Genomic DNA, 26,887 nt, shown 5'->3' with positions numbered 1-26,887 from the left:
GGAGGCTGGCACGCGGTTTGCTGTAGGGATTTTACCAATTGGTAAATTTTTACGGGTTGGTAAATTGACCCACAACGCAGGGCACCGCCGTCGCAAAGCAGCGGGCACCTGCACCCCACAGCGAGGACCACGATGAAACCTCCGAAGTTTGCGGGCACCAGCATTCACGCCGGTGCCGCATTGGTTGGCGCCACTTGCTGGCGCTCCAACGCTGCGCGGCGTGCGCTTGCACGCCCCATGGGCGCCCAGACCCCCACCCTGACCCTCTCGGAGGAAACCTGATGGACACACCCGCAAGCCGTGCCTGCGGCATTCATGCCGCACGCCTGAACCTGGCCGACTACGCCGTGAACTTCAGCGACGCACACCCGCCGCTCACCCGCCCGCAAGCGCTGATCGAGGCCGAGCGCTGCTATTACTGCCACGACGCTCCCTGCGCCACGGCCTGCCCCACCGGCATCGACATCCCGTCGTTCATCCACCGCATTGCGCAGGACAACAACCGGGGGGCTGCCCGCGCCATCCTGGAGGCCAACCCGCTCGGTGGCATGTGCGCCCGCGTGTGCCCCACCGAGGTGCTGTGCGAACAGGCCTGCGTGCGCAACACCAACGAGGACAAGCCGGTGGAGATCGGCTCGTTGCAGCGCTACGCCACCGACGCCTTCTTTGCCCAGCCCGGTGCACCGCTGTTCCAGCGTGCAGCCGCCACCGGCAAGCGCGTGGCCGTGGTGGGCGCCGGGCCGGCGGGCCTGGCCTGCGCGCATGGCCTGGCTGTGCGTGGGCATGACGTGGTGCTGTTCGAGGCGCGCCCCAAGCTCGGCGGCCTCAACGAATATGGCCTGGCCAGCTACAAGACCACGCACAACTTCGCGCAAAAGGAAGTGGAGTGGCTGTTGTCCATCGGCGGTATCGAGGTGCGCACCGGCCAGCAACTGGGCCGTGACATCACGCTCGACAGTCTGCTGGGCGCGTATGACGCCGTTTTCCTTGGCCTGGGCCTGCAGGGTGTGAACGCACTGGGCGTGGCCGAGCCCACGGCCACTGGGTTGCGCAATGCCGTGGACTTCATCGCCGAGCTGCGCCAGAGCACCGACCTCTCCGCCCTGCCTGTAGGCCGCCGCGTAGTGGTGATTGGTGGCGGCATGACGGCGGTGGATGCCGCTGTGCAGTCGCGCAAGCTGGGCGCGGAAGAAGTGACCATCGTCTACCGCCGGGGCGCTGAGGCCATGTCGGCGTCCGCTGTGGAGCAGCAGTGGGCGCAGACGAATGGTGTGACGATCCGCCACTGGGCGGCACCGAAGGAGGTGCTGAGCGAAAACGGTGCTGTGACGGGTGTGCGGTTCGCCGCCACGGCGCTGAGCGGCGGCAAGCTGGTGGAAACGGGCGAAACCTTCACGCTGGACGCCGACATGGTGCTCAAGGCCATTGGCCAGACCTTTGTGGCCGAACCCGTGGGCAACCGCATTGCACTGGAGGGCGGGCGCATCGCCACCGATGCCGAAGGCCAGACCAGCCTGCCGCGTGTATGGGCCGGTGGCGACTGCCGTGTGGGCGGCCGCGACCTCACGGTGGAGGCGGTGGAGCACGGCAAGGTCGCCGCTGTGTCCATCCACGCCGCATTGATGGCTTGAACCCCTTCACCCCAGTTTTCACGGGAGCACCCCATGGCAGACATTCGCAGCAATTTCCTGGGCATCCAAAGCCCTAACCCCTTCTGGCTGGCCTCCGCACCGCCCACCGACAAAGAGATCAACGTCACCCGCGCCTTTGAGGCGGGCTGGGGCGGCGTGGTGTGGAAGACGCTGGGCGAAGACCCGGCCGTGGTCAACGTCAACGGCCCGCGCTACTCCACACTCATGTCGCAAGACCGCCGCGTGATCGGCCTGAACAACATCGAGCTGATCACCGACCGGCCTTTGCAGACCAACCTCGAAGAGATCAAACGCGTCAAGCGCAACTGGCCCGACCGCGCCATGATCGTCTCACTGATGGTGCCGTGCGAGGAGCAGAGCTGGAAGAACATCCTGCCGCTCGTGGAAGACACCGGCGCCGACGGCATTGAACTCAACTTCGGCTGCCCCCACGGCATGAGCGAGCGCGGCATGGGCGCGGCCGTGGGCCAGGTGCCTGAATACATCCAGATGGTCACGGCCTGGTGCAAGCACTATAGCAAGCTGCCCGTGATCGTGAAGCTCACACCCAACATCACCGACGTGCGCCAGCCCGCACGCGCCGCCAAGGCGGGCGGAGCCGATGCGGTGTCGCTCATCAACACCATCAACTCCATCATGGGCGTGGACCTGGACCGCATGGTGATGAGTCCGAGCACGGACGGCTGGGGCTCGCACGGCGGCTACTGCGGCCCGGCCGTCAAGCCCATTGCGCTGAACATGGTGGCCGAGATCGCACGCGACGCGCAGACGGGGGGCCTGCCCATCAGCGGCATCGGCGGCATCACCACCTGGCGCGATGCGGCCGAGTACATCGCGCTGGGCTGCGGCACGGTGCAGGTGTGCACGGCCGCCATGGTGTATGGCTTCAAGATCGTGCAGGACATGTGCGACGGCCTGTCCAACTTCATGGACGAGCACGGCTACGCCACGCTCGACGACTTCAAGGGCCAGGCCGTGCCTACCGTGAAGGACTGGAAGAACCTCAACCTCAACCACATCGAAAAAGCTGTCATCAACCAGGATGCCTGCATCCAGTGCGGCCGCTGCCATGTGGTCTGCGAAGACACCTCGCACCAGGCCATCACCTTCACCAAAGAAGGCGGCGTGCGCAAGTTCGAGATCAACGAGGCCGAATGCGTGGGCTGCAACCTGTGCGTGTCGATCTGCCCCGTGCCCGAGTGCATCACCATGCGTGCGCTCGCGCCCGGCGAGGTGGATGTGCGCACCGGCAAGACGGTGACGGGCGAATACGCCAACTGGACCACGCACCCCAACAACCCGCAGCGCGTGTCTGCCGCAGCTTGACATGTGCCCCTGCGAGCTTGTGCCACAGACCCCGCAAGGCGTTGCGGCAGCACCCGTTGTGGTGCCGATTTGCAACGCATGCTGCACTGCATCTGGTGCAGTTCTTGCGTGATCTCTAGCATCGCTCGCTTCCCTTTGCCCGCCATCTGCCAGCGTGAGGGCGCTGGAACAGACAGCGGGTTGTGTGCAACCCCAACGACGTCTTTGACAGGAGTACAGGCATGACCAACAGTACCGGCAGCGCGGCCCATGTGGCGGGGCTGATGCCCGGCGATGCATCCAACACGCTCGCCAATGAAGATCTGCTCCCCACCACCGCCGCGCAGCGACACTGGACGTGGAAGGACTTTGCCGCACTCTGGGTGGGCATGGTCGTGTGTGTGCCCACCTACACCATGGCCAGCTCCATGCTGGACCAAGGCTTCACCTGGCAGATGGCCGTGTGGCTGGTGTTCCTGGCCAACTGCATCGTGCTGGTGCCCATGGTGCTCATCGGGCGCGTGGGGCCCCGGTACGGCGTGCCGTTCCCGGTGCTGGCGCGTGCATCGTTTGGCGTGAAAGGCGCCAACCTGCCCGCCGTGCTGCGCGGGCTGGTGGCGTGTGGCTGGTTCTCCATCAACTGCTACTTTGGCGCGCTGGCGCTGCACGGGTTCCTCAACATCCTGGGCATGGGGCTCGCGGGACCGGCCGATGGGCAGACCATCAGCACCTCGCAGTTCATGTGCTTTCTGGCGTTTTGGGCGGTGCACATCTGGTTCATCTGGAAGGGGCCGGAGTCCATCCGCATGCTGGAGGTGATTGCGGCGCCGCTGATGATCATTGCGTCCATCGCACTGGTTGTGGTGCTGATGATGAAGGTGCCCTCGGGCCAGCTCTTCAACCTGCCCGCCAAGGTGGTCGAGGGCGGCCCCAAGACCTGGGCGGCGCTCACCGGCCTGGTCGGCTTCTGGGCCACGCTGGCACTCAACATTCCGGACTTCACCCGCTTTGCCAAGTCGCAGAAGGACCAGGTGGTGGGGCAGGCCATCGGCCTGCCGATTCCCATGGCGCTGTTCTCCATGGTGGGCGTGATCGGCTTCTCTGCCTCGGCCATCCTGTACGGCAAGGCCCAGCTGTTCCCCGATGGTCTGCTCACGCAGATGGGCAGCATGGCCGCAGGCCTGGGCCTGCTGGTGATCTTGCTCGCCAACCTCACCACCAACGTGGCCGCCAACCTGGTTTCGCCGTCGTATGACTTCAGCCAGTGCGCGCCGTCCAAGATCAGCTTCCGCATGGGCGGCCTGATCGCTGCAGGCATCGGTCTGCTGTTCATGCCCTGGAAACTGCTGGCCACCTCGGGCGGCTACCTGTTCACCTGGCTGGGCGGCTACGGCACGCTGCTGGGCGCCATCGCGGGCATCCTGCTGGTGGACTACTACCTGGTGCGCAAGAGCGAGCTGAAGGTGGACGACCTGTACCGCCGTGGCGGTGAATACGAGTACAGCAACGGCTGGAATCTGCAGGCCCTGATCGCTTTCGCGCTGGGCGTGCTGCCCTGCCTGCCTGGCTACCTGGCGGTGTCGGGTGTGGTGGACAAGGCGGGCATGCCTGCCATCTGGCTGTCGCTGTTCGACTCGGGCTGGTTCTTCAGCCTGGCGGTGGCCGGCACCTACTACTACCTGACGGCCAAGAAGAAGTGACGCCCTGGACCCTGCCTGGGCCTGGTGCCAGCGCAGGGTCCCTTTTTTTGAATTGATCCGTATCCCTGAAGGAGACCCCCATGACCCAAGCCCTTGTGATCCGCGGTGGCACCGTGGTCAACGCCGACCGTGAACAGCGCGCCGATGTGTTGTGTGTCGATGGCCGCATCGTGGCCGTGGGGGACGACGCTGCGGCCCAGGCCCCTGCGGGTGCAGAGACGCTGAACGCCAGCGGCCAGTACGTGCTGCCCGGCGGCATCGACCCGCACACGCACATGCAGCTGCCGTTCATGGGCACCGTCACCATGGACGACTTCTTCACCGGCACGGCCGCCGCGCTGGCGGGCGGCACCACGAGCATCATCGACTTCGTGATCCCCGACCCGCAGGAGCCCATCCTGGACGCCTACCGCAAGTGGCGGGGCTGGGCGGAGAAGTCGGCTGCCGACTATTCCTTCCACGTCGCCATCACCTGGTGGAGCGAGCAGGTCCGCGCCGACATGGGCACGCTGGTGCAGCAGGAAGGCGTGAACAGCTTCAAGCACTTCATGGCCTACAAGAACGCCATCATGTGCGACGACGAAACCCTAGTGAACAGCTTCAAGCGCGCGCTGGAGCTGGGCGCCATGCCCACGGTGCACGCCGAGAACGGTGAGCTGGTGTACCTGCTGCAGCAGGAGGTCGCCAAGATGGGCATCACCGGGCCTGAGGGCCACCCGTTGTCGCGCCCACCGATGGTGGAGGCCGAAGCCGCCAACCGCGCCATCGCCATTGCCGATGTGCTGGGCGTGCCGATCTACGTGGTCCACGTGAGCTGCATGGAATCGGCCGACGCCATTGCCCGCGCCCGTGCGCGCGGCCAGCGTGTGTACGGCGAGGTGCTGGCAGGCCACCTGCTGGTGGACGACAGCGTGTACCGCGATCCTGACTTTGCCAAGGCCGCCGCCTATGTGATGAGCCCGCCCTTCCGCCCCAAGGGCCACCAGGAGGCGCTGTGGCGCGGCCTGCAATCGGGCCAGTTGCACACCACGGCGACAGACCACTGCACCTTCTGCGCTGCGCAGAAGGCCATGGGCAAAGAGAACTTCGCCAAGATCCCCAACGGCACGGGCGGCGTGGAAGAGCGCATGGCCGCGCTGTGGGATGGCGGCGTGAACACCGGGCGCCTCACGCCCAGCGAGTTTGTGGCCATCACCTCGGCCAACGCGGCCAAGCTGTTCAACATCTATCCGCGCAAGGGTTTCATCGGCGAAGGTGCCGATGCCGACCTGGTGCTGTGGGACCCGCAGGGCTCCAAGACCTTCTCGGCCAAAACGCAGTTCAGCAAGGGCGACTTCAACATCTTTGAAGGCCGCACCGTGCGCGGCATCCCCAGCCACACCGTGAGCCAGGGCCGGGTGGTGTTTGCCAACGGTGACCTGCGCGCCGAGCAAGGCAAGGGCCGCTACATCAAGCGCCCCGCGTTTGGCGCCAACTTCCAGGCCGTGCAAAAGCGTGCGCAGGACCTGGCCCCCTCGGCGGTGGCGCGCTAAGCGCTGCAATGCATCTGGAGAACCCCATGGACACGAAAGTCAAACCCGACATCGAGAACCTGCGCATCAACGGCAATCGCCTGTGGGCATCGTTGATGGAGCTGGCGCAGATCGGCGCCACCCCCAAGGGCGGCGTGTGCCGCCTCACCCTCACCGACCTGGACAAGCAGGGCCGCGACCTCGTCACCCGCTGGGCGCGCGAAGCAGGCATGACCGTCACCATCGACAAGATCGGCAACGGTTTCATGCGCCGCCCCGGGCGCAACAACAACCTGCCACCCATCATGACCGGCAGCCACATCGACACCCAGCCCACCGGCGGCAAGTTCGACGGCAACTACGGCGTGCTCGCCGGCATCGAAGTGGTGCGCACGCTCAACGACCACGGCATCGAAACCGAAGCCCCCATCGAAGTCGCCTTCTGGACCAACGAAGAAGGATCGCGTTTCGTGCCCGTGATGATGGGCTCGGGCGTGTTCGCCAAAGCCTTCACGCTGGAGCACGCCTACGCCGCCACCGACATCGAAGGCAAGACGGTGAAGGGCGAACTCGAGCGCATCGGTTACATCGGAGACCAGGAACCGGGAGACCACCCCATTGGCGCGTACTTTGAAACCCACATCGAACAAGGCCCCGTGCTGGAAGACAACAACAAGACCATCGGCGTGGTCAGCGGCGTGCTGGGCATCCGCTGGTTCGACTGCACCGTCACCGGCATGGAAGCCCACGCAGGCCCCACCCCCATGGCCCTGCGCAAAGACGCCATGCTGGCAGCCACCCACATCATGCAAGACGTAGTCGCCGCCGCCCACCGCCACCCGCCGCACGGGCGCGGCACCGTAGGCATGGTGCAAGTCTTCCCCAACAGCCGCAACGTCATCCCCGGCCGGGTCAAGTTCAGCATCGACCTGCGCAACAGCACGGACGCACTGGTGGACGCCATGGCTGCCGAGGTCAAGGCCTTTGCCGACCAGGTGGCCCAAGAACACGGTGTGCAGGTGCACATCGAGATGGTGTCCAGCTACCCCGCGCAACTCTTCCAGCCCGAATGTGTGCAGGCCGTGGGCCGCGCCGCCGCCAAGCTGGGCTACAGCCACATGCCTGCCGTCTCTGGCGCGGGGCACGACGCCGTGTATATGGCCAAGCTCGCACCCAGCGGCATGATCTTCATCCCGTGCAAGGACGGCATCAGCCACAACGAGATCGAGGACGCCAAGCCCGAGCACATCGAGGCGGGCTGCAACGTGCTGCTGCATGCCATGCTGGAGCGTGCAGGGACTTGATGCTATTTAAACAATAGCTGTCGGCGCTTGATGGAAAAGCGCTGGCGGCTGTTTTTGCTTGAAGTCTGGCTGCACGTTGTCAGTGCAGCTCCGTCAGCCCCAGGAAGTGATCCAGCATGTGGAAGTGGTCTTCAAAGAATTCCTCTTCCATCCCCGCCAGCTGGTCGATGCGTGTCCACTGCACCTGCAGCGCGTCGTCGTCTGCTTGCACGTTTGGAAACTGCGCATCTCCCAAATCAAAGTAGTGCGCATGCGTGATGGTGCGGCCGCGCTGGCTGCGGTCGGGGTGGTCGAACACGGCCACGGACTGCAGCGCGGCGCGCATGGTGGCCTCGGGCAGGTGGCAGTGGGTTTCTTCCACCAGTTCGCGCAGGCAGGACTGCCACACGGTTTCTCGCTGCTCGATGAAGCCGCCGGGCACGGCCAGCTGGCCCTTGCCGGGTGCGTGCGCGCGGCGGATCAGCAGCACATGGTCCTGGCAGCGCAGCACGGCGTCCACCGTCACGAACACGGGCGGGTAGGGTGCAGCAGACCAGGCCTGGCGGTAACCACGCAGCATGCGCCACTCCTCCTGCAGCGCGGGGTAGTGTGGGGTCTGCGCAAAGTGCTCCAGCGTGGCGATGGTGCTCTCGGGAATCTCTGCGGCCAGCGGCGCCACGGCGGCGCGCGCGGTGGCAGGCGTGGCGCCAAAGTACGCGTCCCGGATGGCGGTGGCGTCGATGCGGCCCTGGCGGTCTATGTGAATGAGCTGCCAGCCTGGAAAGGCGCTGAGGTAGCCGCTGGTCGCATCCTTGAAGTGGCCCACCACGCCGATGCGTGCGCCCGGGGCAGTGAGGCGCGCTACGCCCCGGCGCACCGCCTGCACCCACACGGCTTCGTTGTAGTAGTCGCGCATGGGCAGCACCTGCACCCGGGCGCTGTCGGCGGGGGCCAGGGCAGCGCGCAGCATGGCTTCGCGCTCTTGCCAGGTGAAAGGGTTCTTGGGCGAGCGTGCCTGCCACGCCGAGCCGATCACCACGATGACCTGCGGGGCGCTGTCCAGTGCACGTTGCAATAGCGCCATGTGGCCGCTGTGGACGGGCTCAAAACGTCCGATGTAGATGGCGGTGTCGACCATGTGTCTCCGGCTGGTGGTGCGCTTCAGGGCCCTTCGCGTTGCTGGCTTGGGGGCCGCCCATGTCCTCGCGGTGGCCGTCGCATGCCAGGGGTTGACCGGGGCATTGGGTCGGCGTTGGAGCAGGTCGAGCAAGCAATGGGGCTGTACGCGCTGGATGTATATATGCTGGTAGCTATCTTTTTTGTAGTGATTTTACCGCCGGCCAGTGTCGTGGGTGGGGGGATGACCATCGCAGGGCGCCCTGGCGGCGGCAGATGGGCGGCGCTGCCACCCGCCTCTGAAGTTGCTATTGTGCGACCCGGCGGTTCATGCCGGGCATGGGGCGGGGGCGCAGGGCAGCGTGGCAAAAAAGAGATGGACCGGGCCGTACAAACGTGGCGACAATGCGCCGCTTGCACGCTGCGCGCAAAGTTTCTGTAGCGCGAATCCGTCCTTTTCGTGCCGTGGTCCCGTGATGCGGCGTGCAAGCCCACCTGTGTGAACCAGGGGGACTGCGCCCGATATGGCGTGTCCGCACCTCCAATAACAGGCCCGCCGTGCGCGGGCCACCGAGGGAGATCCATGTCGTTGCGGCTCAAATTCAATCTGGTGCTGGCGGGCGTGCTGCTGCTGGCGGTGCTGGGCGCGGGCGCCTATGTGCACCGCTTCCTGCAGCAGTCTGCCATTGAGGAGGTGCAGCACAACTCGCAGATCATGATGCACGCCGCCATGGCCATCCGCGACTACACCACCGAGCTGGTCAAGCCCCACCTGGACGTGACGCTGGCCGAAAAATTCCTGCCCCAGACCGTGCCCGCCTATGCCGCCACCGAGACCCTGCGCCGGCTGCAGAACCGGTTCCCCGGTTACGAATACAAGGAGGCGGTGCTCAACCCGACCAACCTGCGCGACCGTGCCAACGAGTGGGAAGAGCGCATCGTCAGCGACTTTCGCGAAGGCCGTGCCGACCTCAAGAAGGAAGTGACCGGCGAGGTGGGCGAGGGCATGCACCGTGCCATGTACGTGGCACGGCCCATCACCATCAAGCAGCCGCAGTGCATGGCCTGCCACAGCACGCCCGCCGTGGCCCCACCCACCATGCTCAAGGTCTATGGCGACAAGAACGGCTTTGGCTGGGGCATGAACGAAACGGTCGGCATCCAGGTGGTGAAGGTGCCCATGTATTTCCCGCTGGAGAAGGCGCGTCAGACCTTCAACACGGTGATGACGGCGCTGGTGGGCAGCTTTGTGCTGCTGTTCGTGGGCCTCAACCTGTCGCTGTCGTCGCTGGTGATAGAGCCCATGGCACGGCTCAACCGCAAGCTGGAAGACCTCGCCACCAAGGACTTCCTGACGGACCTGGTCAACCGCCGGCGCTTTTTTGAGAGGCTGGAGACTGAGATGGCCGACACCCGCATCAGGAAGGGGAGTCTGTCGGTGGTGATGTTCGACATCGACTTTTTCAAACGCATCAACGATACCTTTGGGCATGACTCTGGCGATGTGGTGCTCAAGAGCACCGCGCTGCGTGTGCGCGAGTTGCTGCGGTCGTCCGACTGCGCTGCGCGTTTTGGGGGCGAGGAGTTCATCATCCTGCTCAAGGAAACCCCGGTGGACGCCGCCATGGCCATGGCCGAGGCGGTGCGCGCGCGCATTGCAGGGGTGCCATTCGACGCCGTGGGCCATGTCAGTGCCAGCTTTGGCGTGGCCACCTGGGACCACAAGGAAGACAGCCATGCGCTCATCAAGCGCGCGGACACAGCGTTGTACAAGGCCAAGTCCAGCGGCCGCAACTGCGTGATCCAGGCCGAAGACGCCGCCTGATTCGCGTTGGTGCGTGGTTTCAGGCCGTAGCGGCCTTGGCGTCCTCATAGTCCGCCCGGTAGTCTGCCGCCAGCGCGGTTTTCTGCTTCTCCGTCAGCAGTTTGCCCGCCATCTGGAAGAAGCGGTGTTCCTCTTCCTTCAGGTGGTGTTCCACCTTCTCGGCCAGCTTCTTGGCCAGCGGCAACCAGGCAGGGCTCGATGGCTCGGTCTCTTCCAGTGACTCCACCAGTTCGTCGATCTGGTGGTGTTCTGAAATGGCGTGGCGCGACAGATCAATGCCTGCGTCGTGTGCCATCAGCGGCACATAGAAGTGGCGGTCCTCGGCCTGGGCGTGGGCGGCGAGTTCCTTCTTGAGTTGATCGAACAGGTCACGCCGCTCGGGCGTGTCGCCGCTGGTGTCCGTCAGTGCGCCGTACAGCGCGCGCTGGCGCTCGTGGCTCTCGCGCAGGGCTTCAAAAATGGTGGTCGTATCGGTCATGGTGGGCTGTGTGTTGTGTTGCAGTGACGAAGGTGTGCAGGACTACTTGAGCACCTTGCGCGCGGCGCCCACCCCGATGGCCGCCAGCACCACAAACACCACGGCAACCACCAGGAACAGCACAAACAGCACCTTGGCAATGCCCGCTGCACCTGCGGCCACACCGCTGAAACCCAGAGCCCCTGCCACGAGGGAAATCAGGGCAAAAATGATGGCGTACTTCAGCATGGTGGTCGCTCCTTGCGGTGGATGTTGAGGCAGCTCGGGGCTGCGAAAGGGTGTGCAGGAACGATACCCGCGGCCTGTGGCGTGTGCCGTCAGTGCAAGCGGGCGGCGGGTGTAGGAGAGCGCCGCTGGCGGGCGGTGGTGAAGCGCCAAAAGAAAAGCCGCAACGCGGGGCGTTGCGGCTTGTGGGGGGGGCTGCCCTGATCGTCTTTTGGCCTGCGCTCACATCGCTGGCGCGATATGAGCTTCGTCCACGTACGGAAAGCCGCGCGTGCCGCGCGGAGGGCTTACAGCCCTGCTGCCGCACGCAGTGCAGCAGCCTTGTCCGTACCTTGGCCTGCGTTCACATCGCTTGCGCGATATGAACTTCGCCCGAAGGCCGATACCGCGCTATTCGCGCAGCGGGCTTTACAGCCTTGCCCGTACGTTGGCTGCGGCACGGGCCTTGCGGCCCTTCACATCGCTGCGCGATATGAGCCTGCGCCGAAAGCCGGACAAGCTCGCTTCGCTCCGGGCCTTTACAGGCCCGCCGCTGCGCGCAGCGCAGCAGCCTTGTCCGTCTTTTCCCAGCTGAACTCGGGTTCTTCGCGGCCGAAGTGGCCGTAGGCTGCCGTCTTTTCGTAGATGGGGCGCAGCAGGTCCAGCATCTGGATGATGCCCTTGGGGCGCAGGTCGAAGTGCTCGCGGACCAGGGCGGCCAAGCGCTCGTCCGACACCACGCCGGTGCCTTCGGTGTAGACGGTGATGTTCATCGGCTCGGCCACACCAATGGCGTAGGCCACCTGGATCTGGCACTGGCGCGCCAGGCCGGCAGCCACGATGTTCTTGGCCACGTAGCGGGCGGCGTAGGCGGCCGAGCGGTCCACCTTCGTTGGATCCTTGCCGCTGAATGCGCCGCCGCCGTGGGGGCAGGCACCACCGTAGGTGTCCACGATGATCTTGCGGCCGGTCAGGCCGCAGTCGCCCTGGGGGCCGCCGATGACGAAGCGGCCGGTGGGGTTGATCAGGTAGCGCGTGTTCTGCAGCCATTCCTTGGGCAGCACAGGCTTGATGATCTCTTCGATGATGGCTTCGGTGAACGAGGCCTTCATCTTGGTTTGCGTTTCGCTCTGGTCGGGGTGGTGCTGGGTCGACAGCACCACGGTGTCGATGCTGTGGGGCTTGCCGTCCACATAGCGCATCGTCACTTGCGACTTGGCGTCGGGGCGCAGGAACGGCAGGCGACCGTCCTTGCGCAGCTGGGCCTGGCGCTCGACGAGGCGGTGCGCGTAATAGATGGGCGCGGGCATCAGCTCGGGCGTCTCGTCGCAGGCGTAGCCGAACATCAGGCCCTGGTCGCCAGCGCCGGTGTTCAGGTGGTCGTCGGACGCGTGGTCCACGCCCTGGGCGATGTCGTTGGACTGCTTGTCGTACGCCACGAGCACGGCGCAACCCTTGTAGTCGATGCCGTAGTCGGTGTTGTCGTAGCCGATGCGTTTGATGGTGTCGCGCGCCACCTGGATGTAGTCCACATGCGCGTTGGTGGTGATCTCGCCCGCCAGCACCACGAGGCCGGTGTTGGTCAGCGTTTCAGCGGCGACGCGGCTGCGGGGGTCTTGCTTGAAGATGGCATCGAGAATCGCGTCCGAGATCTGGTCGGCCACCTTGTCGGGGTGGCCTTCGGAGACGGATTCCGAGGTAAAGAGAAAGTCGTTCGCCATTTGAATAAACTCCTGTGTTCCGGCATTTGGGGCGTTGCCCTCACCCCGAAGGAGATCTGGCGAACGCTTTAGCAGATTTTTTTAACGTCGCCCTGCAAGTTGCTCATTTAACTCAGCGACCCCGTCATTTTAATGCCAGTCGTCTTTCGATTCTTTTCCGTATTTCCACTGTGGTTGCTGCACATCATGGGCGCGGCCATGGGCTGGGTGGCGTTTGTGGCGTCTCCCACCTACCGGCGCCGGTTTCTCGCCAACTCAGCGCTGGCGGGCTATGCCTTTGGCGATGTGCGCGCCGCCGTGGCCCATGCGGGCCGCATGGTGGCCGAGCTGCCACGCCTTTGGATGGGCGCGACCATGCCCTGCGCACTCACGGGCGAAGCCTGTGTGGAGCAGGCCTATGCAGCCGGTCGCGGCATCGTATTTCTGACCCCGCACCAGGGGTGTTTTGAACTGTCGGCCCAGGCCGCTGCACGCCGCTGGAGCGCGGAGCGTGGCCCCATCACGGTGTTGTACCGCCCGGCACGCCAGGCCTGGCTGGCCAAGGTGATGGAGACCGCACGCAACCGCCCCGGCATGCTGGCCGTGCCCACCACGCTGGCGGGTGTGCGCCAGATGATCAAGGCCCTGCGCCGGGGCGAGGCCGTGGGCCTGCTGCCTGACCAGGTGCCGCCCGAGGGGCAGGGCCAGTGGGCACCTTTTTTTGGGCGCGACGCCTACACCATGACCCTGGCCGTGCGCCTGGCGCAACAGACCGGCGCGACCGTGGTGCTGGCGCGTTGCGAGCGTCTGCCATGGGGTCGTGGATATGTCACGCATTTCGAGCCCTTGCCCCAGCCGCTGTCCGACCAGATGGACCAGGCCGTGCTGCAAATCAACCAAGCCATGGAACACCTCATTCGCCAATGCCCCGAGCAATATCTGTGGGGCTATGGCCGCTACAAGCAGCCGCGTGGCGAGGCTGCTCCGGTCGAACCTGCCGCCGGAGGCGCCGCATGAAGGGCCTCACAGGGCGTTTGGGTGTGTGGTTCATGCGGGTGCTGGCGCTGCTGCCGCTGCCGGTGTTGCGCGGCATGGGCTGGCTGCTGGGGCAGGCGGCCTTTGTGCTGGTGGCGCCCCGCCGCAGGGTGGCGTTGCGCAATCTGGCGCTGTGTTTTCCTGACTGGACCGAAGCGCGCCGCCGCGCCGTGGCGCGGGCCAGCTTTGTCGCGTTCTGCCAGACCTGGCTGGACCGCAGCTGGCTGTGGGCCGCGCCGCGTTCGGTGGTGGAGCAGCGTGTGCGTTTGACGGGTGCCGTGCACGAGCTGGAGGGCGACACGCCCACCATCTTGTTTGCGCCGCATTTCTACGGCATGGACGCGGGTGGCCTGGCCTTGCCGCTGCGCAGCGGCCGTGCGTTCACGTCCATCTTTGCCACCCACCCTGATCCGGCGGTGGATGCCTGGTTCATGGCCGGGCGCCAGCGTTTTGGCGATGTGCGCATGCTCAACCGTTCGGACGGCGTCAAACCCATCATCGCCAACCTGCGCAAGGGGGGCTTGCTGTACCTGCTGCCCGACATGGACTACGGCCGCAATGATTCGGTGTTTGTGCCGTTCTATGGCGTGACGGCAGCCACCATTCCGTCGCTGTCGCGGTTTGCGCGACTGGGCCGCGCCAAGGTGGTGGGTGTGTATTCGCGCATGACGCCCACCGGGTACGTGGCCGAGGTTTCGCCCGCTTGGGCCAACTACCCCACCGACGACGCTGAGGCCGACACGGCCCGTATGAACCGCGAGCTGCAGGCCGTGATCGACACCATGCCCGAGCAGTACTACTGGGTGCACAAGCGCTTCAAGACCCGCCCGGAGGGCGAGCCCTCCGTGTATTCCCGCTGAAATATCAGCAAAAATGGCTTGATGCGCTAGTGCATCATGCGCTGATAGCTATTGTTTAGATAGCAAAAAACGCTGCAGCTCCACGGCCACGCGCTCGGGGTGCTCGTGCACGACCCAGTGCGATGCCTGCTGCACCTGCTGCACCTGCAGCCGGGGGATCCAGCCGGGCAGGCCGTCCAGCAAGCCGGGCAGCAGGGCGGGGTCGTCCATGCCCCAGAGCACCAGCGTGGGCACGTCCACCGTCAACATCGACTCGGGCAGGGTGATGGCCTGGGCGCCGGGGTCGCCCTCGCGCGGCGGGCGGATGGGGCTGGCCCGGTAGTAGTTGCAGGCACCATGCAACCCCTGTTGCCACAGGGCCCGGTACTGGGCGCGCACCTCGTCGGTCAGCCATGCGGGGGCGCTGCCGTCCGGGGCGTTGAAAAAGGCAAACAGGCGGCGGAAGTCGTCTTCGGCCAGCAGGGCCTCGGCATCGGGCCTGCACAAAAAATGCATGTACTGGCTGCCCGCCTGCTGGGCGGCGTTGTGCGACAGCTCGCGCACAAAGGCGCCGGGGTGGGGTGAGTTGATGATAGCCAGGCGCTTCATCAGCTGCGGCTGCTGGTTGGCCAGGTTCCATGCCACGGCGCCGCCCCAGTCATGGGCCACCAGGCATTCCAGCGCACTGCCGGGGCATTCGTGGGCGATCAGCGCGACCAGGTCCTGCACCAGGTGCTTGGCGCGGTACGCATCCACCGCCTGTGGGCTGCTGGACGGGCCAAACCCGCGCAGGTAGGGCGCCACGCAGCGGTAGCCGCCGTTCTCGGGGCGGGCAAAGTGCAGCAGCAGTTCATCCCAGATGAAGGCCCCTTCGGGGAATCCGTGCAGGAACAACAGCACCGGGCGCCCGGGGATGCCGCTCACGCGGCAGTGCAGGGTGATTCCGTGGGGGAGGTCAACAGGGCAATCTTGGATCATGGCGCTATGCATTCTGTAGCTGCCAGCGCATGAAACGATTGCGCTTGCGGCTAGTTGGACTCCGATTCGCCGGTGGATGACGGCTGGGTGGGGCTGACGCTGTCAGCAGCAACAGGGGGCTCTTCGGCGAGGGGCTTCACCGGGTGCGCCCACTGCCACAGCAGCTGGGCCACTTCATCCACCCCTTGCTTTTTGAGTGCCGAGAACATCTTCACCTCGCCGCCACCCGCGTGCAGTCGCGTAATCGACAGCACCTTGGCCTGTTCGGCGCGCGTGAGCTTGTCGGCCTTGGTCAGCACGATGAGGAACTTGAGACCTTCCTCGACCCGGGGGCGCACCACTTCGAGCAGCGCCTCGTCCAGCTCGGTCAGGCCCAGGCGGGGGTCGCACAACAGCACGATGCCCGTGAGGCCGGGGCGGCTGACCAGGTAATTCACCATCACCTGCTGCCAGCGCACCTTGTCCGAGCGCGATACGGCGGCATACCCATAGCCGGGCAGGTCGGCCAGCACGGCGTCCATCACCCCTTGTTTGCCCAGCGAGAACAAATTGATGTGCTGGGTACGCCCCGGCTTCTTGGAGGCAAATGCCAGCTGCTTTTGCTGGGTGAGGGTGTTGATGCAGGTGGATTTGCCCGCGTTGGAACGGCCCACGAAAGCGATTTCGGGCACGTCGATGGGCGGCAGGTGGTGCAGTTGCGCCGCGGTGGTCAGGAACCTGGCGGTGTGCATCCAGCCCATGGCGATTTTGGCGTCAGGTGCGGGCGGGAGAGAGCCAGCAACTGGCGCGGAGGGGGGTGTCGTCATGGGGAGTTGGGAGAGAAAGAACCATCATTGTAGAATCGCGAGGTTTTGCGCACATAAACACACACCCTCGATATGAAGTTGCTCGCCTCATTGCTGACGGCTGCCGCACTGGCAGCACCTGTTTTTTCGGCCTTTGCAGCGGGTGATGCACCCAAAGCGGCCAAGCCGGATCTCGTCAAGGGCGAGGCCAGCTTCACTGCGGTGTGTGCGGCCTGCCACGGCGCCGACGGCAACTCGGCCATCGCGGCCAACCCCAAGCTGTCGCAGCAACACCCCGAATACCTGGTCAAGCAACTGCAGGAATTCAAGTCCGGCAAGCGCAACAACGCCATCATGAAGGGCTTCGCCACAGCCCTGTCGGATGACGACATGCGCAACATCGCCTACTGGCTCACGTCCAAGCCCGCCAAGGCCGGCTTTGCCAAGGACAAAGACCTGGTTGCCATGGGTGAACGCATCTACCGTGGCGGCATTGCCGACCGCCAGATCGCTGCTTGCGCTGGCTGCCACAGCCCCAATGGCGCTGGCATCCCTGCGCAGTACCCCCGCCTGTCGGGCCAGCACGCCGACTACACGGTGTCGCAGCTGAACATGTTCCGCGACGGCTCGCGCGCCAACAGCATTCAGATGACCCAGGTGGCTGCCAAGCTCAATGACAAGGAAATCAAGGCCGTGGCGGACTACATCGCCGGCCTGCGCTGATTGATTGCTTGATATTTGTCATGACCCGGCCTGATTGACCGGGCGGCACGGAACCTACCGCCAATAACAACCCCAAAAAGGGCGGGTCCATCGCAGCGATGGTCCCGCCCTTTTTCTTTCGCGCCTCGCAGACACCGCTCCCACCCATGTCCGACAACACCCAGGGCCTTCGAATGAAGTCCGGCTCCCAGGCCCTGCGCGCCGGGGTCGAGCTGCTGTCTTCCATGCGCTTTGCCATCTCGCTGCTGACGGTGATCTGCATCGCCTCGGTCATCGGCACGGTGCTCAAGCAGCACGAACCTTCGGCCAACTACGTCAACCAGTTCGGACCGTTCTGGGCCGAGTTGTTTGGCGCCATCCAGCTCAACGCGGTGTACAGCGCCTGGTGGTTTCTGCTGATCCTGGCGTTCCTGGTGATCAGCACCTCGCTGTGCATTGCCCGCAACACGCCCAAGATCCTGGTGGACCTCAAGGCCTACAAGGAAAACATCCGCGAGCAGGGCCTCAAGGCGTTCCACCACAAGGCGCAGGCCGATCTGCCCGGATCGGCCGAGGCCGAGGCACGCCGCATTGGCACACTGCTGACCGGTGGCGGGTGGAAGGTGCGCCTGCAGCAGCGCGACACAGCCGCAGGTCCAGGCACCGGCTGGATGGTGGCTGCCAAGGCTGGCGCCGCCAACAAGATTGGCTACATCGCAGCGCACAGCGCCATCGTGCTGGTGTGTGTGGGCGGCCTGCTGGATGGCGACCTCATCGTGCGTGCGCAGATGCTGCTGGGCGGCAAGTCGGTCTACACCGGGGGGGGGCTGATCGCCGATGTGAAGCCCGAGCACCGACTGTCCGAGCGCAACCCCACCTTCCGGGGCAACCTGCTCGTGGCAGAGGGCACACAGTCGAGCACCGCCATCCTGAGCCAGTCCGACGGCGTGTTGCTGCAGGACCTGCCGTTTGCGATCGAGCTCAAGAAGTTCATCGTGGAGCACTACTCCACCGGCATGCCCAAGCTGTTCGCCAGCGAGATCATCATCCACGACAAGGCCACGGGAGAGAAGACACCCGCGCGCGTCGAGGTGAACCACCCGGCCAGCTACAAGGGCATCGAGATCTATCAGTCGAGTTTTGACGACGGCGGCTCGCACCTCAAGCTGCGTGCCGTGCCCATGGTGGCGGGCGCCAAGGCATTCGACGTCGAGGGTGTGGTGGGCAACTCCACCCAGCTCACCAACAAGGGCGGCGGCCCTGGCAGCGATACGCTGACGCTGGAGTTCACGGCGCTGCGCACCATCAACGTCGAGAATTTTGGTGGGGCTGGCCCTGGCGCCAGCGGTGCAGACGTGCGCAAGGTGAACCTGCGCGAATCGGTGGAGTCGCGCCTGGGGGCAGCCAACAAGACCGCCACCAAAAAAGAACTGCGCAATGTGGGCCCCAGCGTGAGCTACAAGCTGCGTGATGCGGCTGGCCAGGCCCGCGAGTTCCATAACTACATGCTGCCGGTGGACACGGGCGACGGCGTGCCGGTGTTCCTGCTCGGTGTGCGCGAGTCTCCGGCAGAGCCCTTCCGCTACCTGCGTGTGCCAGCCGACGACAAGGGCAGCATGGATGGCTTCATGCGCATGAAAGCTGCCCTGGCCGATCCGCAAGCCCGGGAGCAGGCGGTGCGCCGCTATGTGTCCCAGGCCATGGATGCCTCGCGCCCGGAGCTGGCCGAGCAATTGCAGCAGTCTGCCGTGCGTGCGCTGGCGCTCTTTGCGGGGCGGGGCATGGTCGATGGCAAGCCCACGGGCGGGCTGCAGGCCGTGTCGGACTTCATGGAAGCCAATGTGCCCGAGGCCGAGCGCGCGCGCGCAGGCGAGGTCCTGGTGCGCATTCTGAATGGCACGTTGTTCGAGCTGGCCCAGCTGTCGCGCCAGCGCGAGGGGCTTCCGCCATTGGCGCAGGACGAGCAGACCCGGGGTTTCATGACACAGGCCGTGCTCTCGCTCAGCGATGCGCAGATCTACCCTGCACCCCTGGCGTTTGAACTCAAGGACTTCACCCAGGTCCAGGCCAGCGTGTTCCAGGTGGCGCGAGCCCCTGGCAAGAATGTTGTCTATCTGGGCTGCGCCTTGCTGATCCTGGGCGTTTTTGCCATGCTCTACGTGCGCGAGCGGCGCGTGTGGGTCTGGGTGGCGCCGCAGGATGGCCGCACCCACGCCACCATGGCCCTGTCCACCAACCGCAAGACCATGGATGGCGACCAGGAGTTTGTCCAGCTCGCACAGAAACTGATCGGGGCATCGCCCCGCGAAGGCACCGCATGAACACCGCGACTTCTTCCTCGACCGTCACCACGATCACCCTGAACGAGGGGTTCTTCGCTCGCCGCAACTGGTTTGACTGGCTGTTTGCCGCCATCGTGGCCGTGGGGGCGTTGTATGCGCTGCAGCGCTACGGGGCCTTCATGGATGTCTACGAAAAAGGCATTTTGCTGGGCGCCATTCCGAGCACCATCTGGCTGGGCTGGTTCTGGCGCCCGCTGCGCGTTCTGATGCTGGTGGTGGCGGCCGTGGCGCTCATGGCCATTGGCCTGTACCAGCAAGATGGGGCAGGCAGCCTGACGCGGGCCGACACGGTGTTCGGCCTCAAGTATTTCCTGTCCAGCCAGTCGGCCATCCTGTGGATGAGCATGCTGTTTTTCATCAGCACGGCGTTTTACTGGGTGGGGATGTTTGCACGTGGCGAAGGCAAGACCATGAGCATGCTGGGCTCGCGCATTGCGTGGGTGGCGGTGGCCATGGCGCTCATTGGCACCCTGGTGCGCTGGTACGAAAGTTACCTGATCGGCCCGGACATCGGCCACATCCCGGTGAGCAACCTCTACGAAGTGTTCGTGCTGTTCTGCTGGATGACAGCGGCGTTCTACCTGTACTACGAAGAGCAGTACGACACGCGCGCCCTGGGCGGCTTCGTGATGCTGGTGGTGAGCGCGGCGGTGGGCTTCCTGCTCTGGTACACCGTGGTGCGCGAAGCGCATGAGATCCAGCCGCTGGTCCCTGCGCTCAAGAGCTGGTGGATGAAGCTGCATGTGCCCGCCAACTTCATCGGTTACGGCACGTTTGCGCTGTCGGCCATGGTGGCGTTTGCCTACCTGATCAAGCAGCAGGCCACCGAAACCCGTTGGTACAAGCTGGCGCCGCTGTGGCTGCTGGGCGTGGTGCTGTGTTTCGAGCCCATCGTGTTCCGCCAGGGGGCGACGGAGAATGGCGGCAGCTACTGGATGGTGTACTTCGGCATTTCTGCGCTGATCGTTGCGGGCATCCTGCTGGGGCGCAAGCGCATCGCGGCGCGTCTGCCTTCGTTCGAGATTCTGGATGACGTGATGTACAAGTCCATTGCGGTGGGCTTTGCGTTCTTCACCATCGCCACGGTGCTGGGTGCGCTGTGGGCCGCCGAGGCCTGGGGCGGCTACTGGAGCTGGGATCCGAAGGAGACCTGGGCGCTGATCGTCTGGCTCAACTACGCGGCGTGGCTGCACATGCGGCTCATGAAGGGCTTGCGCGGTACCGTGTCCGCCTGGTGGGCGCTGGTTGGCCTGGCGGTGACAACGTTTGCGTTCCTGGGCGTCAATATGTTCCTGAGCGGCCTGCACAGCTACGGCACGCTGTGATGATTCAAGGCCTGCTAACGACTCCCCGCGAGATTGTTGGCAGGCGCGGCAGGCATGTCGGGCATTCGGTGGCGCGCAACAACTATTGCGTCTTCGGTGTAACCTGAGCGGTCCAGGGAACGAACTAACAGTTGTTCTGCTCTACCGCTGCAGCTGTCTCACCCCACATCACCGGAGCCACCATGCTGATCCCCTCGCGCGATTCGGGTTTTCACCACCCACATTCCTCCGAAATCACCCCCCGCTCGGTCTATGAAGACCGCCGTCAGATGCTCAAGCTGATGGCAGGCGGTGCCGCAGGTGCGGCAATGGCGGCCTGTGCGGGCCGTGAGGCCCTGGCGCAGCAGGTGGCGGTCACGCGTCCCGGCAAGCTGGCGCCTCTGGCGGGCGCCAAGTCGGCGGTGGCAGGTGCGGTCTCCATGGAGAAGCTCACGGACTACAAGGACGCGAGCACCTACAACAACTTCTACGAATTTGGCACCGACAAGGCCGACCCCGCCCGCAATGCGCACACCCTCAAGACCAGCCCATGGACGGTGGAGGTCGAGGGCCTGGTCAAGAAGCCCGGCAAATACGGCATTGAAGACCTGATCAAGCTCAGCGCGCAGGAAGAACGCATCTACCGCTTGCGGTGCGTGGAAGGCTGGTCCATGGTCATCCCGTGGGTGGGGTACTCGCTGGCCGAGCTGATCAAGCGGGTGGAGCCCCAGGGCAGCGCCAAGTACGTCGAGTTCGTGACCCTGGCCGACAAGGCCACGATGCCATTCGTCGGCTCGCGCGTGCTGGACTGGCCTTATGTGGAAGGCCTGCGCATGGACGAAGCCATGCACCCTCTGACTTTGCTGGCCTTTGGCATGTACGGCGAGGTGCTGCCCAACCAGAACGGTGCACCGGTGCGTCTGGTGGTGCCATGGAAGTACGGCTTTAAGAGCGCCAAGAGCATTGTGAAGATCCGCTTTGTCGAAAAGGAACCAGGCACCGCGTGGAACAAGGCGGCCCAGCAGGAGTACGGGTTCTATTCCAACGTGAACCCCAATGTGGACCACCCCCGCTGGAGCCAGGCGACCGAGCGGCGCATTGGTGAAGACGGCTTGTTTGCCAAGAAGCGCAAGACGTTGATGTTCAACGGCTACGAAGCCCAGGTTGGCCAGCTTTACGCCGGCATGGACCTCAAGAAGTTCTACTGATGGCCCTGGTCTCGGCGCCATCGTTGGCGGTGTATGAGGCTGTGGTCTTCTCTTGATCGCGATGCGAAAACTACTGCTCCACCCCGTCGCCAAGCCAGCGGTGTTTGTGTTGTGCCTGTTGCCGCTGGCATGGCTGGTCTATGCGGCGGTGGCGAACCAGCTGGGAGCCAACCCTGCAGAGGCATTGATCCGGGCAACCGGTGACTGGACACTGCGGGCGCTCTGCCTGGTGCTGGCCATCACTCCACTGCGCGTCATCACCTCCACTCCTCAGCTGGCTCGGTTTCGGCGCATGCTGGGGCTGTTCGTGTTTTTTTATGGCGTGCTGCACCTGCTGAGCTACAGCTGGTTCGACATGGGTTTTGACATCCCGGACATCCTGCACGACATCGCTAAGCGGCCATTCATTCTGGTGGGTACATTGGCCCTGGTGCTGCTGGCCCTGCTGGCCGCCACGTCATTCAATCGTGCGATCAAGGCACTGGGTGGCAAACGCTGGCAGGCGCTGCACCGCACCGTGTATGCGGTGGCAGGGTTGGCGGTGCTGCACTTTTTCTGGATGCGTGCTGGCAAGAACAATTTTGGTGAAGTGGCCATCTATGCCGCCATCCTCGGCGCGCTGCTGGGGTGGAGGCTTTGGCACCGACTGCAAAAGCGGTCGGCTGCACCGGGTGGTGCAGCGGCAAGACGGACAGCCGCTGGATCTCCGGGAAGTTGAATGCTATTAAATTTATAGCTTATTGGGCATATAGTTGTAGCGCTTGCAGTCGATTTGACCAGTACTTACCCATTGACTGCCCGCAGCGCAGGGCGCATCTGCCGGGTCACAGGGTCGATGTACGCGGTGGGAATCTGGTAGGCGCGGTCATCGAACAGGTCGATGCCGCACATCAGGTTCTCGATCCATTCAAAGAAGTCGCTAATGGCTTCCTTGCCCATGATCGGGGCACCATGCTGCGGCACGATCATGGCAATGTCGAGCTGCCGGGCCATGCGTGCCCACAGGCGCAGGATTTTGTTGGACACCATATAGCGGCGGTGGAACCCCTCCATGCGCGGAATGTGCGCCTTGAGGTCAGTCACCGGCACACGGGCCTCGGCCCCCGACATCATCGACACGCCCAGGTCGCCTGTGAACAGGATGCGGCTGACCGGGTCGTAGAAGTGGAAATTGCCCTCGGAGTGCATGAAGTGCGCAGGCAGCAGCACCAGTTCATGGCGTCCCAGGGGCAGGTGGCCGCCACCGTCTGGCACACCGATCACGCGGTTTTCGGTTTTGCCCACCTTGGTGAAGTGCGGTGCAAAGCGCTCCCAGACACGCGAGATCACCAGGTTGGCCTTGGTGCTGGTCATCCAGCGGTCCAGCGAGGCAATGATGTCCGGGTCTGCGTGCGAGGCGATCAGGTACGACAGCTTGTGCGGCGGGAAATGTTTGGTCATCCCCATGAACAGCTCGTTGAAAGCGAGGTTGCCGCCCGGGTCGATGATGGCGCCGGTGTCGTCGTCCACGATCAGGAACTGATTGGCCTGCACGGCCTGTCCATCTTCCTCAATGAGGTCGGTGAACATCAGGCAAGCATGATTTTTGTCGCGGTAGAGTTCCAGGGCCATGGCCATCCTGCGGTGCAATAAAGCGCAGACTGTACGAGTACCCCTAAGCTTTGTGCTTGATGGAAATCAAGCGAAACCGCATTGCCTGGCGATCCTGCGCAGGCGGCTGCGTGCGTCAGCGTGGCTGGGAGGAGGTGGCAGCGGGCGTTGGCGCACCGCTGGCGTCGTTGCCCGGGGTGAGTGTTTGCGGTAGCGTGGCACGCTGGCTTGCCGCAGGGCCGGTGGGCAGATACAACGGCCCCCGCTGACCGCAGCCGAAGAGGGCTGCCGCACTGGCAGCAAGGACAAGCGTCCTGACTAGAATTTGGGGAGCTTTCAACATGCGCAAATTGTAATGACCGACCTCGAATTCATGGACCACGCCGAACAACTGCTGCTTGCCGTCGAACGCAGTTGTGATCGCATCAATGACACCTCGGATGCCGATGTGGACAGCCAGCGCTCGGGGGGCATGGTGACCTTGACCTTTCCCAACCGCAGCCAGATCGTGATCAACCTGCAAAAACCGCTGCACGAGGTGTGGATGGCCGCCCGTTCTGGCGGCTATCACTATCGTTTTGATGGCAGCCATTGGCAGGACACCAAGGGCGCCGGAGAATTTTTTGCATGCCTCACGCGCGATGCCTCGCAACAGTCCGGGATGTCGCTGCAGTTTGCCCCGTAACTTACCCCGCGCCCGCCCAGTTGAGGAGGGGCGCTGCGGATTATGCGGCGCTCAGTTTCGGAACAAGTCCAGGATGCGGCTGCGCTCTTCAGAAGGCGGAGGTGCTTGGGGCGTTACTGCGGGAGACGCGGACCGGTCGTCCACCCCCACGCTCGAAACACCCGCATTGCGTGCGTACTCCTCGTAGAACCACTCACCGCCCACATTCACGACACCGGGTGGCACTGTAGGCTCCATCACTGGCACGCCCTTCAGCGCACGCTCCATGAAGCTGATCCACACGGGCAGGCTGAGCCCGCCACCGGTTTCCCGGCTGCCCAGATTGCGTGGCGTGTCATATCCAATCCAAGTGACAGCCGCAATGGTGGGCTGGAACCCTGCGAACCACGCGTCCACCGAATCGTTGGTAGTGCCGGTTTTGCCATAAAGATCGGGGCGCTTGAGAGTGGCCTGGGCCCGCGCTGCAGTGCCGGTGCGGGTCACCTCCTGCAACAGACTGCTCATCACAAAGGCATTGCGTGCGTCGATGGCCCGGGGCTGCTCGTTGAGCGCTGGTGGCGTGATTTCTGAAATCACTCGCCCCTTGTGGTCAGTCACCTTGGCAATCAGCCAAGGATTGACGCGGTAGCCCCCGTTGGCAAACACGGAATAAGCGGATGCCATTTGCAGGGGCGTGACCGAGCCCGCGCCAAGCGCCATGGTCAGGTAGGCCGGGTGCTTTTCTGGGTCGAATCCAAATCGTCCCACCCATTCCTGCGCGGTTTTGGGTCCTACGGCTTGCAGGATCCGGATGGAGATCATGTTTTTGGACTTCGCCAAGCCCGTGCGCATACTCATGGGGCCGTCGTACTTGCCGTCGTAGTTCTTGGGTTCCCAAGGCTGACCGCCGGTGATACCCGCATCAAAGAACAGCGGAGCATCGTTGATCACGGTGGCAGGCGTGAAGCCCTTTTCAAGCGCTGCTGAATAGATGAACGGCTTGAAGCTCGAACCAGGCTGGCGCCATGCCTGCGCTGCATGGTTGAACTTGTTCTTGTCAAAGTCGAATCCACCCACCAATGCCCGGATGGAGCCATTGCGGGGGTCAAGGGCTACAAAAGCCCCCTCCACTTCGGGCAGCTGTGTAATCTCCCATGCGCCCTTTGGTGTCTTGACCACTCGGATGACAGCGCCGCGCCGGATCTTGATATTGGGCGGCGCCTTGTCGCTGAGCCCCGACTGCGCTGGTTTGAGTCCATCGCCGGTGATCTCCAGTGAGTCCCCATTGGCTCGTGCGGCCAGGATGCGTTTGGTGGATGCTTCCAGCACCACAGCGGAGAGTACGTCTCCGTTGTCTGGGTGGTTGGCAAGGGCGTCATCAATGGCGTCCTCCACTTCCTGGGCTGCTGTGGGCAACGCGACGAACTTCTCTGGTCCCCGATACTGCTGGCGCCGCTCGTAGTCCATGATCCCGCGCCGCAGGGCCACATAGGCGGCCTCTTGCTCCGCCGCATTGAGGGTGGTGTACACGTTAAGGCCGCGTGTGTAGGCCTCGTTGCCGTACTGGGCGAAGATTAGCTGGCGGGTCATTTCGGCAACGTATTCCGCGTGGATGCGCGTGTTGTCGGGTCCCGTACGGATTTTCAACTCTTCCTTCTTGGCTTGCTCTGCTTGTTGCGCAGTGATGAAGCCGTTCTCTTCCATCCGTTCGATGATGTACTGCTGTCGAGCGCGGGCACGTTTGGGATTGCTGATGGGGTTGTATGCAGATGGTGCCTTGGGCAAGCCCGCAAGCATTGCTGCTTCAGCAATAGAAACGGATTTCAGCGGCTTCCCAAAATAAGCCTCGGAGGCTGCCGCAAATCCATACGCACGATTGCCAAGGAAAATCTGATTCATGTAAATCTCAAGAATCTGATCCTTGGTCAGCAAATGTTCCAATTTGAAAGTCAGTAAGATTTCGTAAATTTTGCGAGTAAATGTTTTTTCTGAGGACAGATAAACATTTCGCGCAACCTGCATGGTGATCGTCGAGGCGCCCTGGCTTTTCACACGGCCCAGATTGGCGAGGCCCGCACGCAGCACGCCTTTGTAGTCCACACCACCGTGCTGAAAGAAGCGAGAGTCTTCGATCGCCAGCACTGCGTCTTTCATGACCTGCGGAATCTCGTCGATGGGCGTGAGGTTGCGACGCTCTTCTCCAAACTCGCCCAATAAGGCCCCTTCCGCAGAGTACACCCGCAGCGGCAATTTGGGGCGGTAGTCCGCCAAGTCAGAGATGTCCGGCAGGTTGGGGTAGGCCACTGATAGAGCCACAGCGATTGTGAGCGCCAAGCCCAAAGCCGCGGCCGCCGCCAGTCCAGTGATCCATAGAGCGATGCGAACCAACCAGCGAAGCCAACTGGGACGGGTGCGAGCAGGAGAGGAGTCCGACTTGTCGGAGGACTTCGAGGGGGAGGGCGGCATATCGCTCCGATGGGGTAAGACCACCCATTATAAAAATGTCCACCGCTGGGGTCGGAAATCCGATTTCGTACTTGGCAAGGTGTCGCTGAAAGGCTTCCCGTAGTGGCCAAGCGGTATTGCAGTGCTCTGAAATTTCGTCTGCTTTTGGCAACGCTCTTCGGGCGTTACAGGGGGAAAAATCTTTGCCGGAGAACTATCTT

General features: G+C 63.9%; 24 protein-coding genes. 15 read left to right on the top strand and 9 right to left on the bottom strand.

The annotated features are described in order from the left end of the window. Window positions 1-132 precede the first annotated feature (132 nt). The 6 genes from ATF69_RS23090 (at window position 133) to ATF69_RS03495 (ending at window position 7,472) form a co-directional block, all read left to right on the top strand. Window positions 133-282, top strand: coding sequence for a hypothetical protein (locus ATF69_RS23090; RefSeq protein WP_156379419.1), 150 nt, complete (start codon window positions 133-135; stop codon window positions 280-282). Then, window positions 282-1,631 carry an NAD(P)-dependent oxidoreductase gene (locus tag ATF69_RS03515; protein WP_146869906.1) on the top strand — a complete coding sequence of 450 codons (1,350 nt, stop codon included), beginning with the start codon at window positions 282-284 and terminating at the stop codon, window positions 1,629-1,631. Before ATF69_RS23090 ends, ATF69_RS03515 begins: the two co-directional genes overlap by 1 nt. Window positions 1,632-1,664: 33 nt before the next feature. Then, complete coding sequence (preA, locus tag ATF69_RS03510) at window positions 1,665-2,978, top strand: NAD-dependent dihydropyrimidine dehydrogenase subunit PreA (RefSeq protein ID WP_146869905.1); 1,314 nt, start codon at window positions 1,665-1,667, stop codon at window positions 2,976-2,978. 221 nt (window positions 2,979-3,199) lie between these two features. After that, the gene (locus ATF69_RS03505; protein ID WP_146869904.1) at window positions 3,200-4,657 is read left to right on the top strand and encodes an NCS1 family nucleobase:cation symporter-1; all 1,458 of its coding nucleotides are present in this window, start codon (window positions 3,200-3,202) and stop codon (window positions 4,655-4,657) included. A gap of 80 nt (window positions 4,658-4,737) precedes the next feature. Further along, entirely contained in the window at window positions 4,738-6,189 is a 1,452-nt protein-coding gene (gene hydA, locus ATF69_RS03500; RefSeq protein ID WP_146869903.1) for a dihydropyrimidinase, read from the top strand. 26 nt (window positions 6,190-6,215) lie between these two features. After that, the gene (locus ATF69_RS03495) at window positions 6,216-7,472 is read left to right on the top strand and encodes a Zn-dependent hydrolase (RefSeq protein WP_146869902.1); all 1,257 of its coding nucleotides are present in this window, start codon (window positions 6,216-6,218) and stop codon (window positions 7,470-7,472) included. A gap of 79 nt (window positions 7,473-7,551) precedes the next feature. Here the strand turns inward: ATF69_RS03495 and ATF69_RS03490 are convergent, their stop codons facing one another. Then, window positions 7,552-8,589, bottom strand: coding sequence for a bifunctional nicotinamide-nucleotide adenylyltransferase/Nudix hydroxylase (locus ATF69_RS03490; RefSeq protein ID WP_146869901.1), 1,038 nt, complete (start codon window positions 8,587-8,589; stop codon window positions 7,552-7,554). Window positions 8,590-9,150: 561 nt separating this feature from the next. Here ATF69_RS03490 and ATF69_RS03485 point away from each other — a divergent pair. Further along, window positions 9,151-10,392 carry a diguanylate cyclase gene (locus ATF69_RS03485; RefSeq protein WP_146869900.1) on the top strand — a complete coding sequence of 414 codons (1,242 nt, stop codon included), beginning with the start codon at window positions 9,151-9,153 and terminating at the stop codon, window positions 10,390-10,392. Between the two features lie 19 nt (window positions 10,393-10,411). Here ATF69_RS03485 and ATF69_RS03480 read toward each other — a convergent pair whose 3' ends face one another. From ATF69_RS03480 to metK, 3 genes are all read right to left on the bottom strand, one after another. Beyond that, window positions 10,412-10,870, bottom strand: a complete 459-nt coding sequence (locus ATF69_RS03480) for a hemerythrin domain-containing protein (protein ID WP_146869899.1) — start codon at window positions 10,868-10,870, stop codon at window positions 10,412-10,414. Window positions 10,871-10,912: 42 nt separating this feature from the next. After that, a complete protein-coding gene (locus ATF69_RS03475; RefSeq protein WP_056060124.1) occupies window positions 10,913-11,098 on the bottom strand; it encodes a DUF1328 family protein in 186 nt (61 codons plus the stop codon). Window positions 11,099-11,613: 515 nt separating this feature from the next. Then, the gene (gene metK, locus ATF69_RS03470; protein ID WP_056060126.1) at window positions 11,614-12,795 is read right to left on the bottom strand and encodes a methionine adenosyltransferase; all 1,182 of its coding nucleotides are present in this window, start codon (window positions 12,793-12,795) and stop codon (window positions 11,614-11,616) included. A gap of 132 nt (window positions 12,796-12,927) precedes the next feature. Between metK and ATF69_RS03465 the strand changes: the two genes are divergently transcribed. Further along, complete coding sequence (locus ATF69_RS03465) at window positions 12,928-13,791, top strand: lysophospholipid acyltransferase family protein (RefSeq protein WP_146869898.1); 864 nt, start codon at window positions 12,928-12,930, stop codon at window positions 13,789-13,791. Next, the gene (locus ATF69_RS03460; protein WP_056060133.1) at window positions 13,788-14,669 is read left to right on the top strand and encodes a lysophospholipid acyltransferase family protein; all 882 of its coding nucleotides are present in this window, start codon (window positions 13,788-13,790) and stop codon (window positions 14,667-14,669) included. Before ATF69_RS03465 ends, ATF69_RS03460 begins: the two co-directional genes overlap by 4 nt. Window positions 14,670-14,717: 48 nt before the next feature. On the opposite strand, the gene ATF69_RS03455 is transcribed toward ATF69_RS03460, so the two are convergent. Next, on the bottom strand, window positions 14,718-15,626 hold the full coding sequence (locus ATF69_RS03455; RefSeq protein ID WP_146869897.1) for an alpha/beta fold hydrolase: 909 nt from the start codon (window positions 15,624-15,626) through the stop codon (window positions 14,718-14,720). Between the two features lie 50 nt (window positions 15,627-15,676). Then, window positions 15,677-16,432, bottom strand: a complete 756-nt coding sequence (gene yihA, locus ATF69_RS03450) for a ribosome biogenesis GTP-binding protein YihA/YsxC (protein ID WP_146869896.1) — start codon at window positions 16,430-16,432, stop codon at window positions 15,677-15,679. A 72-nt stretch (window positions 16,433-16,504) separates the two neighbouring features. Between yihA and ATF69_RS03445 the strand changes: the two genes are divergently transcribed. From ATF69_RS03445 to ATF69_RS03425, 5 genes are all read left to right on the top strand, one after another. Then, the gene (locus ATF69_RS03445; RefSeq protein WP_015012649.1) at window positions 16,505-17,134 is read left to right on the top strand and encodes a c-type cytochrome; all 630 of its coding nucleotides are present in this window, start codon (window positions 16,505-16,507) and stop codon (window positions 17,132-17,134) included. A 146-nt stretch (window positions 17,135-17,280) separates the two neighbouring features. Then, a complete protein-coding gene (locus ATF69_RS03440) occupies window positions 17,281-19,434 on the top strand; it encodes a cytochrome c biogenesis protein ResB (RefSeq protein ID WP_146869895.1) in 2,154 nt (717 codons plus the stop codon). Continuing rightward, window positions 19,431-20,780 carry a c-type cytochrome biogenesis protein CcsB gene (gene ccsB, locus ATF69_RS03435; protein ID WP_146869894.1) on the top strand — a complete coding sequence of 450 codons (1,350 nt, stop codon included), beginning with the start codon at window positions 19,431-19,433 and terminating at the stop codon, window positions 20,778-20,780. The genes ATF69_RS03440 and ccsB overlap by 4 nt, the downstream gene beginning before the upstream one ends. A gap of 182 nt (window positions 20,781-20,962) precedes the next feature. Beyond that, window positions 20,963-21,967, top strand: a complete 1,005-nt coding sequence (gene msrP, locus ATF69_RS03430; RefSeq protein ID WP_146869893.1) for a protein-methionine-sulfoxide reductase catalytic subunit MsrP — start codon at window positions 20,963-20,965, stop codon at window positions 21,965-21,967. A 61-nt stretch (window positions 21,968-22,028) separates the two neighbouring features. Next, window positions 22,029-22,685 carry a protein-methionine-sulfoxide reductase heme-binding subunit MsrQ gene (locus tag ATF69_RS03425; RefSeq protein WP_146869892.1) on the top strand — a complete coding sequence of 219 codons (657 nt, stop codon included), beginning with the start codon at window positions 22,029-22,031 and terminating at the stop codon, window positions 22,683-22,685. 65 nt (window positions 22,686-22,750) lie between these two features. On the opposite strand, the gene ATF69_RS03420 is transcribed toward ATF69_RS03425, so the two are convergent. Beyond that, a complete protein-coding gene (locus ATF69_RS03420) occupies window positions 22,751-23,578 on the bottom strand; it encodes an oxygen-binding di-iron domain-containing protein (protein WP_015012654.1) in 828 nt (275 codons plus the stop codon). Between the two features lie 115 nt (window positions 23,579-23,693). After that, window positions 23,694-23,900, bottom strand: a complete 207-nt coding sequence (gene lptM / locus ATF69_RS03415) for an LPS translocon maturation chaperone LptM (RefSeq protein WP_146869891.1) — start codon at window positions 23,898-23,900, stop codon at window positions 23,694-23,696. A gap of 12 nt (window positions 23,901-23,912) precedes the next feature. Here lptM and cyaY point away from each other — a divergent pair, with 12 nt between their 5' ends. Continuing rightward, window positions 23,913-24,242 (top strand): iron donor protein CyaY, encoded by a 330-nt coding sequence (gene cyaY, locus ATF69_RS03410; protein WP_056060182.1) that lies wholly within the window; start codon window positions 23,913-23,915, stop codon window positions 24,240-24,242. Window positions 24,243-24,293: 51 nt separating this feature from the next. Here cyaY and ATF69_RS03405 read toward each other — a convergent pair whose 3' ends face one another. Then, window positions 24,294-26,687 (bottom strand): penicillin-binding protein 1A, encoded by a 2,394-nt coding sequence (locus tag ATF69_RS03405; RefSeq protein ID WP_146869890.1) that lies wholly within the window; start codon window positions 26,685-26,687, stop codon window positions 24,294-24,296. Window positions 26,688-26,887: the final 200 nt, after the last annotated feature.

The sequence above is a fragment of the Acidovorax delafieldii genome, assembly GCF_007993815.1.
Lineage (GTDB): Bacteria > Pseudomonadota > Gammaproteobacteria > Burkholderiales > Burkholderiaceae_C > Acidovorax > Acidovorax delafieldii.
The sequence above is the reverse complement of the archived record's forward strand: the minus strand, read 5'-3'. Positions and strand labels throughout refer to the sequence as shown.

Coding starts and splice junctions, on each gene's coding strand:
- ATF69_RS03505 (WP_146869904.1), top strand. CDS start 3,200: ATGACCAACAGTACCGGCAGCGCGGCCCATGTGGCGGGGCTGATGCCC.
- metK (WP_056060126.1), bottom strand. CDS start 12,795: ATGGCGAACGACTTTCTCTTTACCTCGGAATCCGTCTCCGAAGGCCAC.
- yihA (WP_146869896.1), bottom strand. CDS start 16,432: ATGACGACACCCCCCTCCGCGCCAGTTGCTGGCTCTCTCCCGCCCGCA.
- ATF69_RS03485 (WP_146869900.1), top strand. CDS start 9,151: ATGTCGTTGCGGCTCAAATTCAATCTGGTGCTGGCGGGCGTGCTGCTG.
- ATF69_RS03455 (WP_146869897.1), bottom strand. CDS start 15,626: ATGATCCAAGATTGCCCTGTTGACCTCCCCCACGGAATCACCCTGCAC.
- ATF69_RS03490 (WP_146869901.1), bottom strand. CDS start 8,589: ATGGTCGACACCGCCATCTACATCGGACGTTTTGAGCCCGTCCACAGC.
- ATF69_RS03420 (WP_015012654.1), bottom strand. CDS start 23,578: ATGGCCCTGGAACTCTACCGCGACAAAAATCATGCTTGCCTGATGTTC.
- ATF69_RS03440 (WP_146869895.1), top strand. CDS start 17,281: ATGTCCGACAACACCCAGGGCCTTCGAATGAAGTCCGGCTCCCAGGCC.
- ATF69_RS03460 (WP_056060133.1), top strand. CDS start 13,788: ATGAAGGGCCTCACAGGGCGTTTGGGTGTGTGGTTCATGCGGGTGCTG.
- cyaY (WP_056060182.1), top strand. CDS start 23,913: ATGACCGACCTCGAATTCATGGACCACGCCGAACAACTGCTGCTTGCC.
- ATF69_RS03515 (WP_146869906.1), top strand. CDS start 282: ATGGACACACCCGCAAGCCGTGCCTGCGGCATTCATGCCGCACGCCTG.
- ATF69_RS03405 (WP_146869890.1), bottom strand. CDS start 26,687: ATGCCGCCCTCCCCCTCGAAGTCCTCCGACAAGTCGGACTCCTCTCCT.
- preA (WP_146869905.1), top strand. CDS start 1,665: ATGGCAGACATTCGCAGCAATTTCCTGGGCATCCAAAGCCCTAACCCC.
- ATF69_RS03445 (WP_015012649.1), top strand. CDS start 16,505: ATGAAGTTGCTCGCCTCATTGCTGACGGCTGCCGCACTGGCAGCACCT.
- hydA (WP_146869903.1), top strand. CDS start 4,738: ATGACCCAAGCCCTTGTGATCCGCGGTGGCACCGTGGTCAACGCCGAC.
- msrP (WP_146869893.1), top strand. CDS start 20,963: ATGCTGATCCCCTCGCGCGATTCGGGTTTTCACCACCCACATTCCTCC.
- ATF69_RS03425 (WP_146869892.1), top strand. CDS start 22,029: ATGCGAAAACTACTGCTCCACCCCGTCGCCAAGCCAGCGGTGTTTGTG.
- ATF69_RS03495 (WP_146869902.1), top strand. CDS start 6,216: ATGGACACGAAAGTCAAACCCGACATCGAGAACCTGCGCATCAACGGC.
- ATF69_RS03480 (WP_146869899.1), bottom strand. CDS start 10,870: ATGACCGATACGACCACCATTTTTGAAGCCCTGCGCGAGAGCCACGAG.
- ccsB (WP_146869894.1), top strand. CDS start 19,431: ATGAACACCGCGACTTCTTCCTCGACCGTCACCACGATCACCCTGAAC.
- ATF69_RS03475 (WP_056060124.1), bottom strand. CDS start 11,098: ATGCTGAAGTACGCCATCATTTTTGCCCTGATTTCCCTCGTGGCAGGG.
- lptM (WP_146869891.1), bottom strand. CDS start 23,900: ATGTTGAAAGCTCCCCAAATTCTAGTCAGGACGCTTGTCCTTGCTGCC.
- ATF69_RS03465 (WP_146869898.1), top strand. CDS start 12,928: ATGCCAGTCGTCTTTCGATTCTTTTCCGTATTTCCACTGTGGTTGCTG.
- ATF69_RS23090 (WP_156379419.1), top strand. CDS start 133: ATGAAACCTCCGAAGTTTGCGGGCACCAGCATTCACGCCGGTGCCGCA.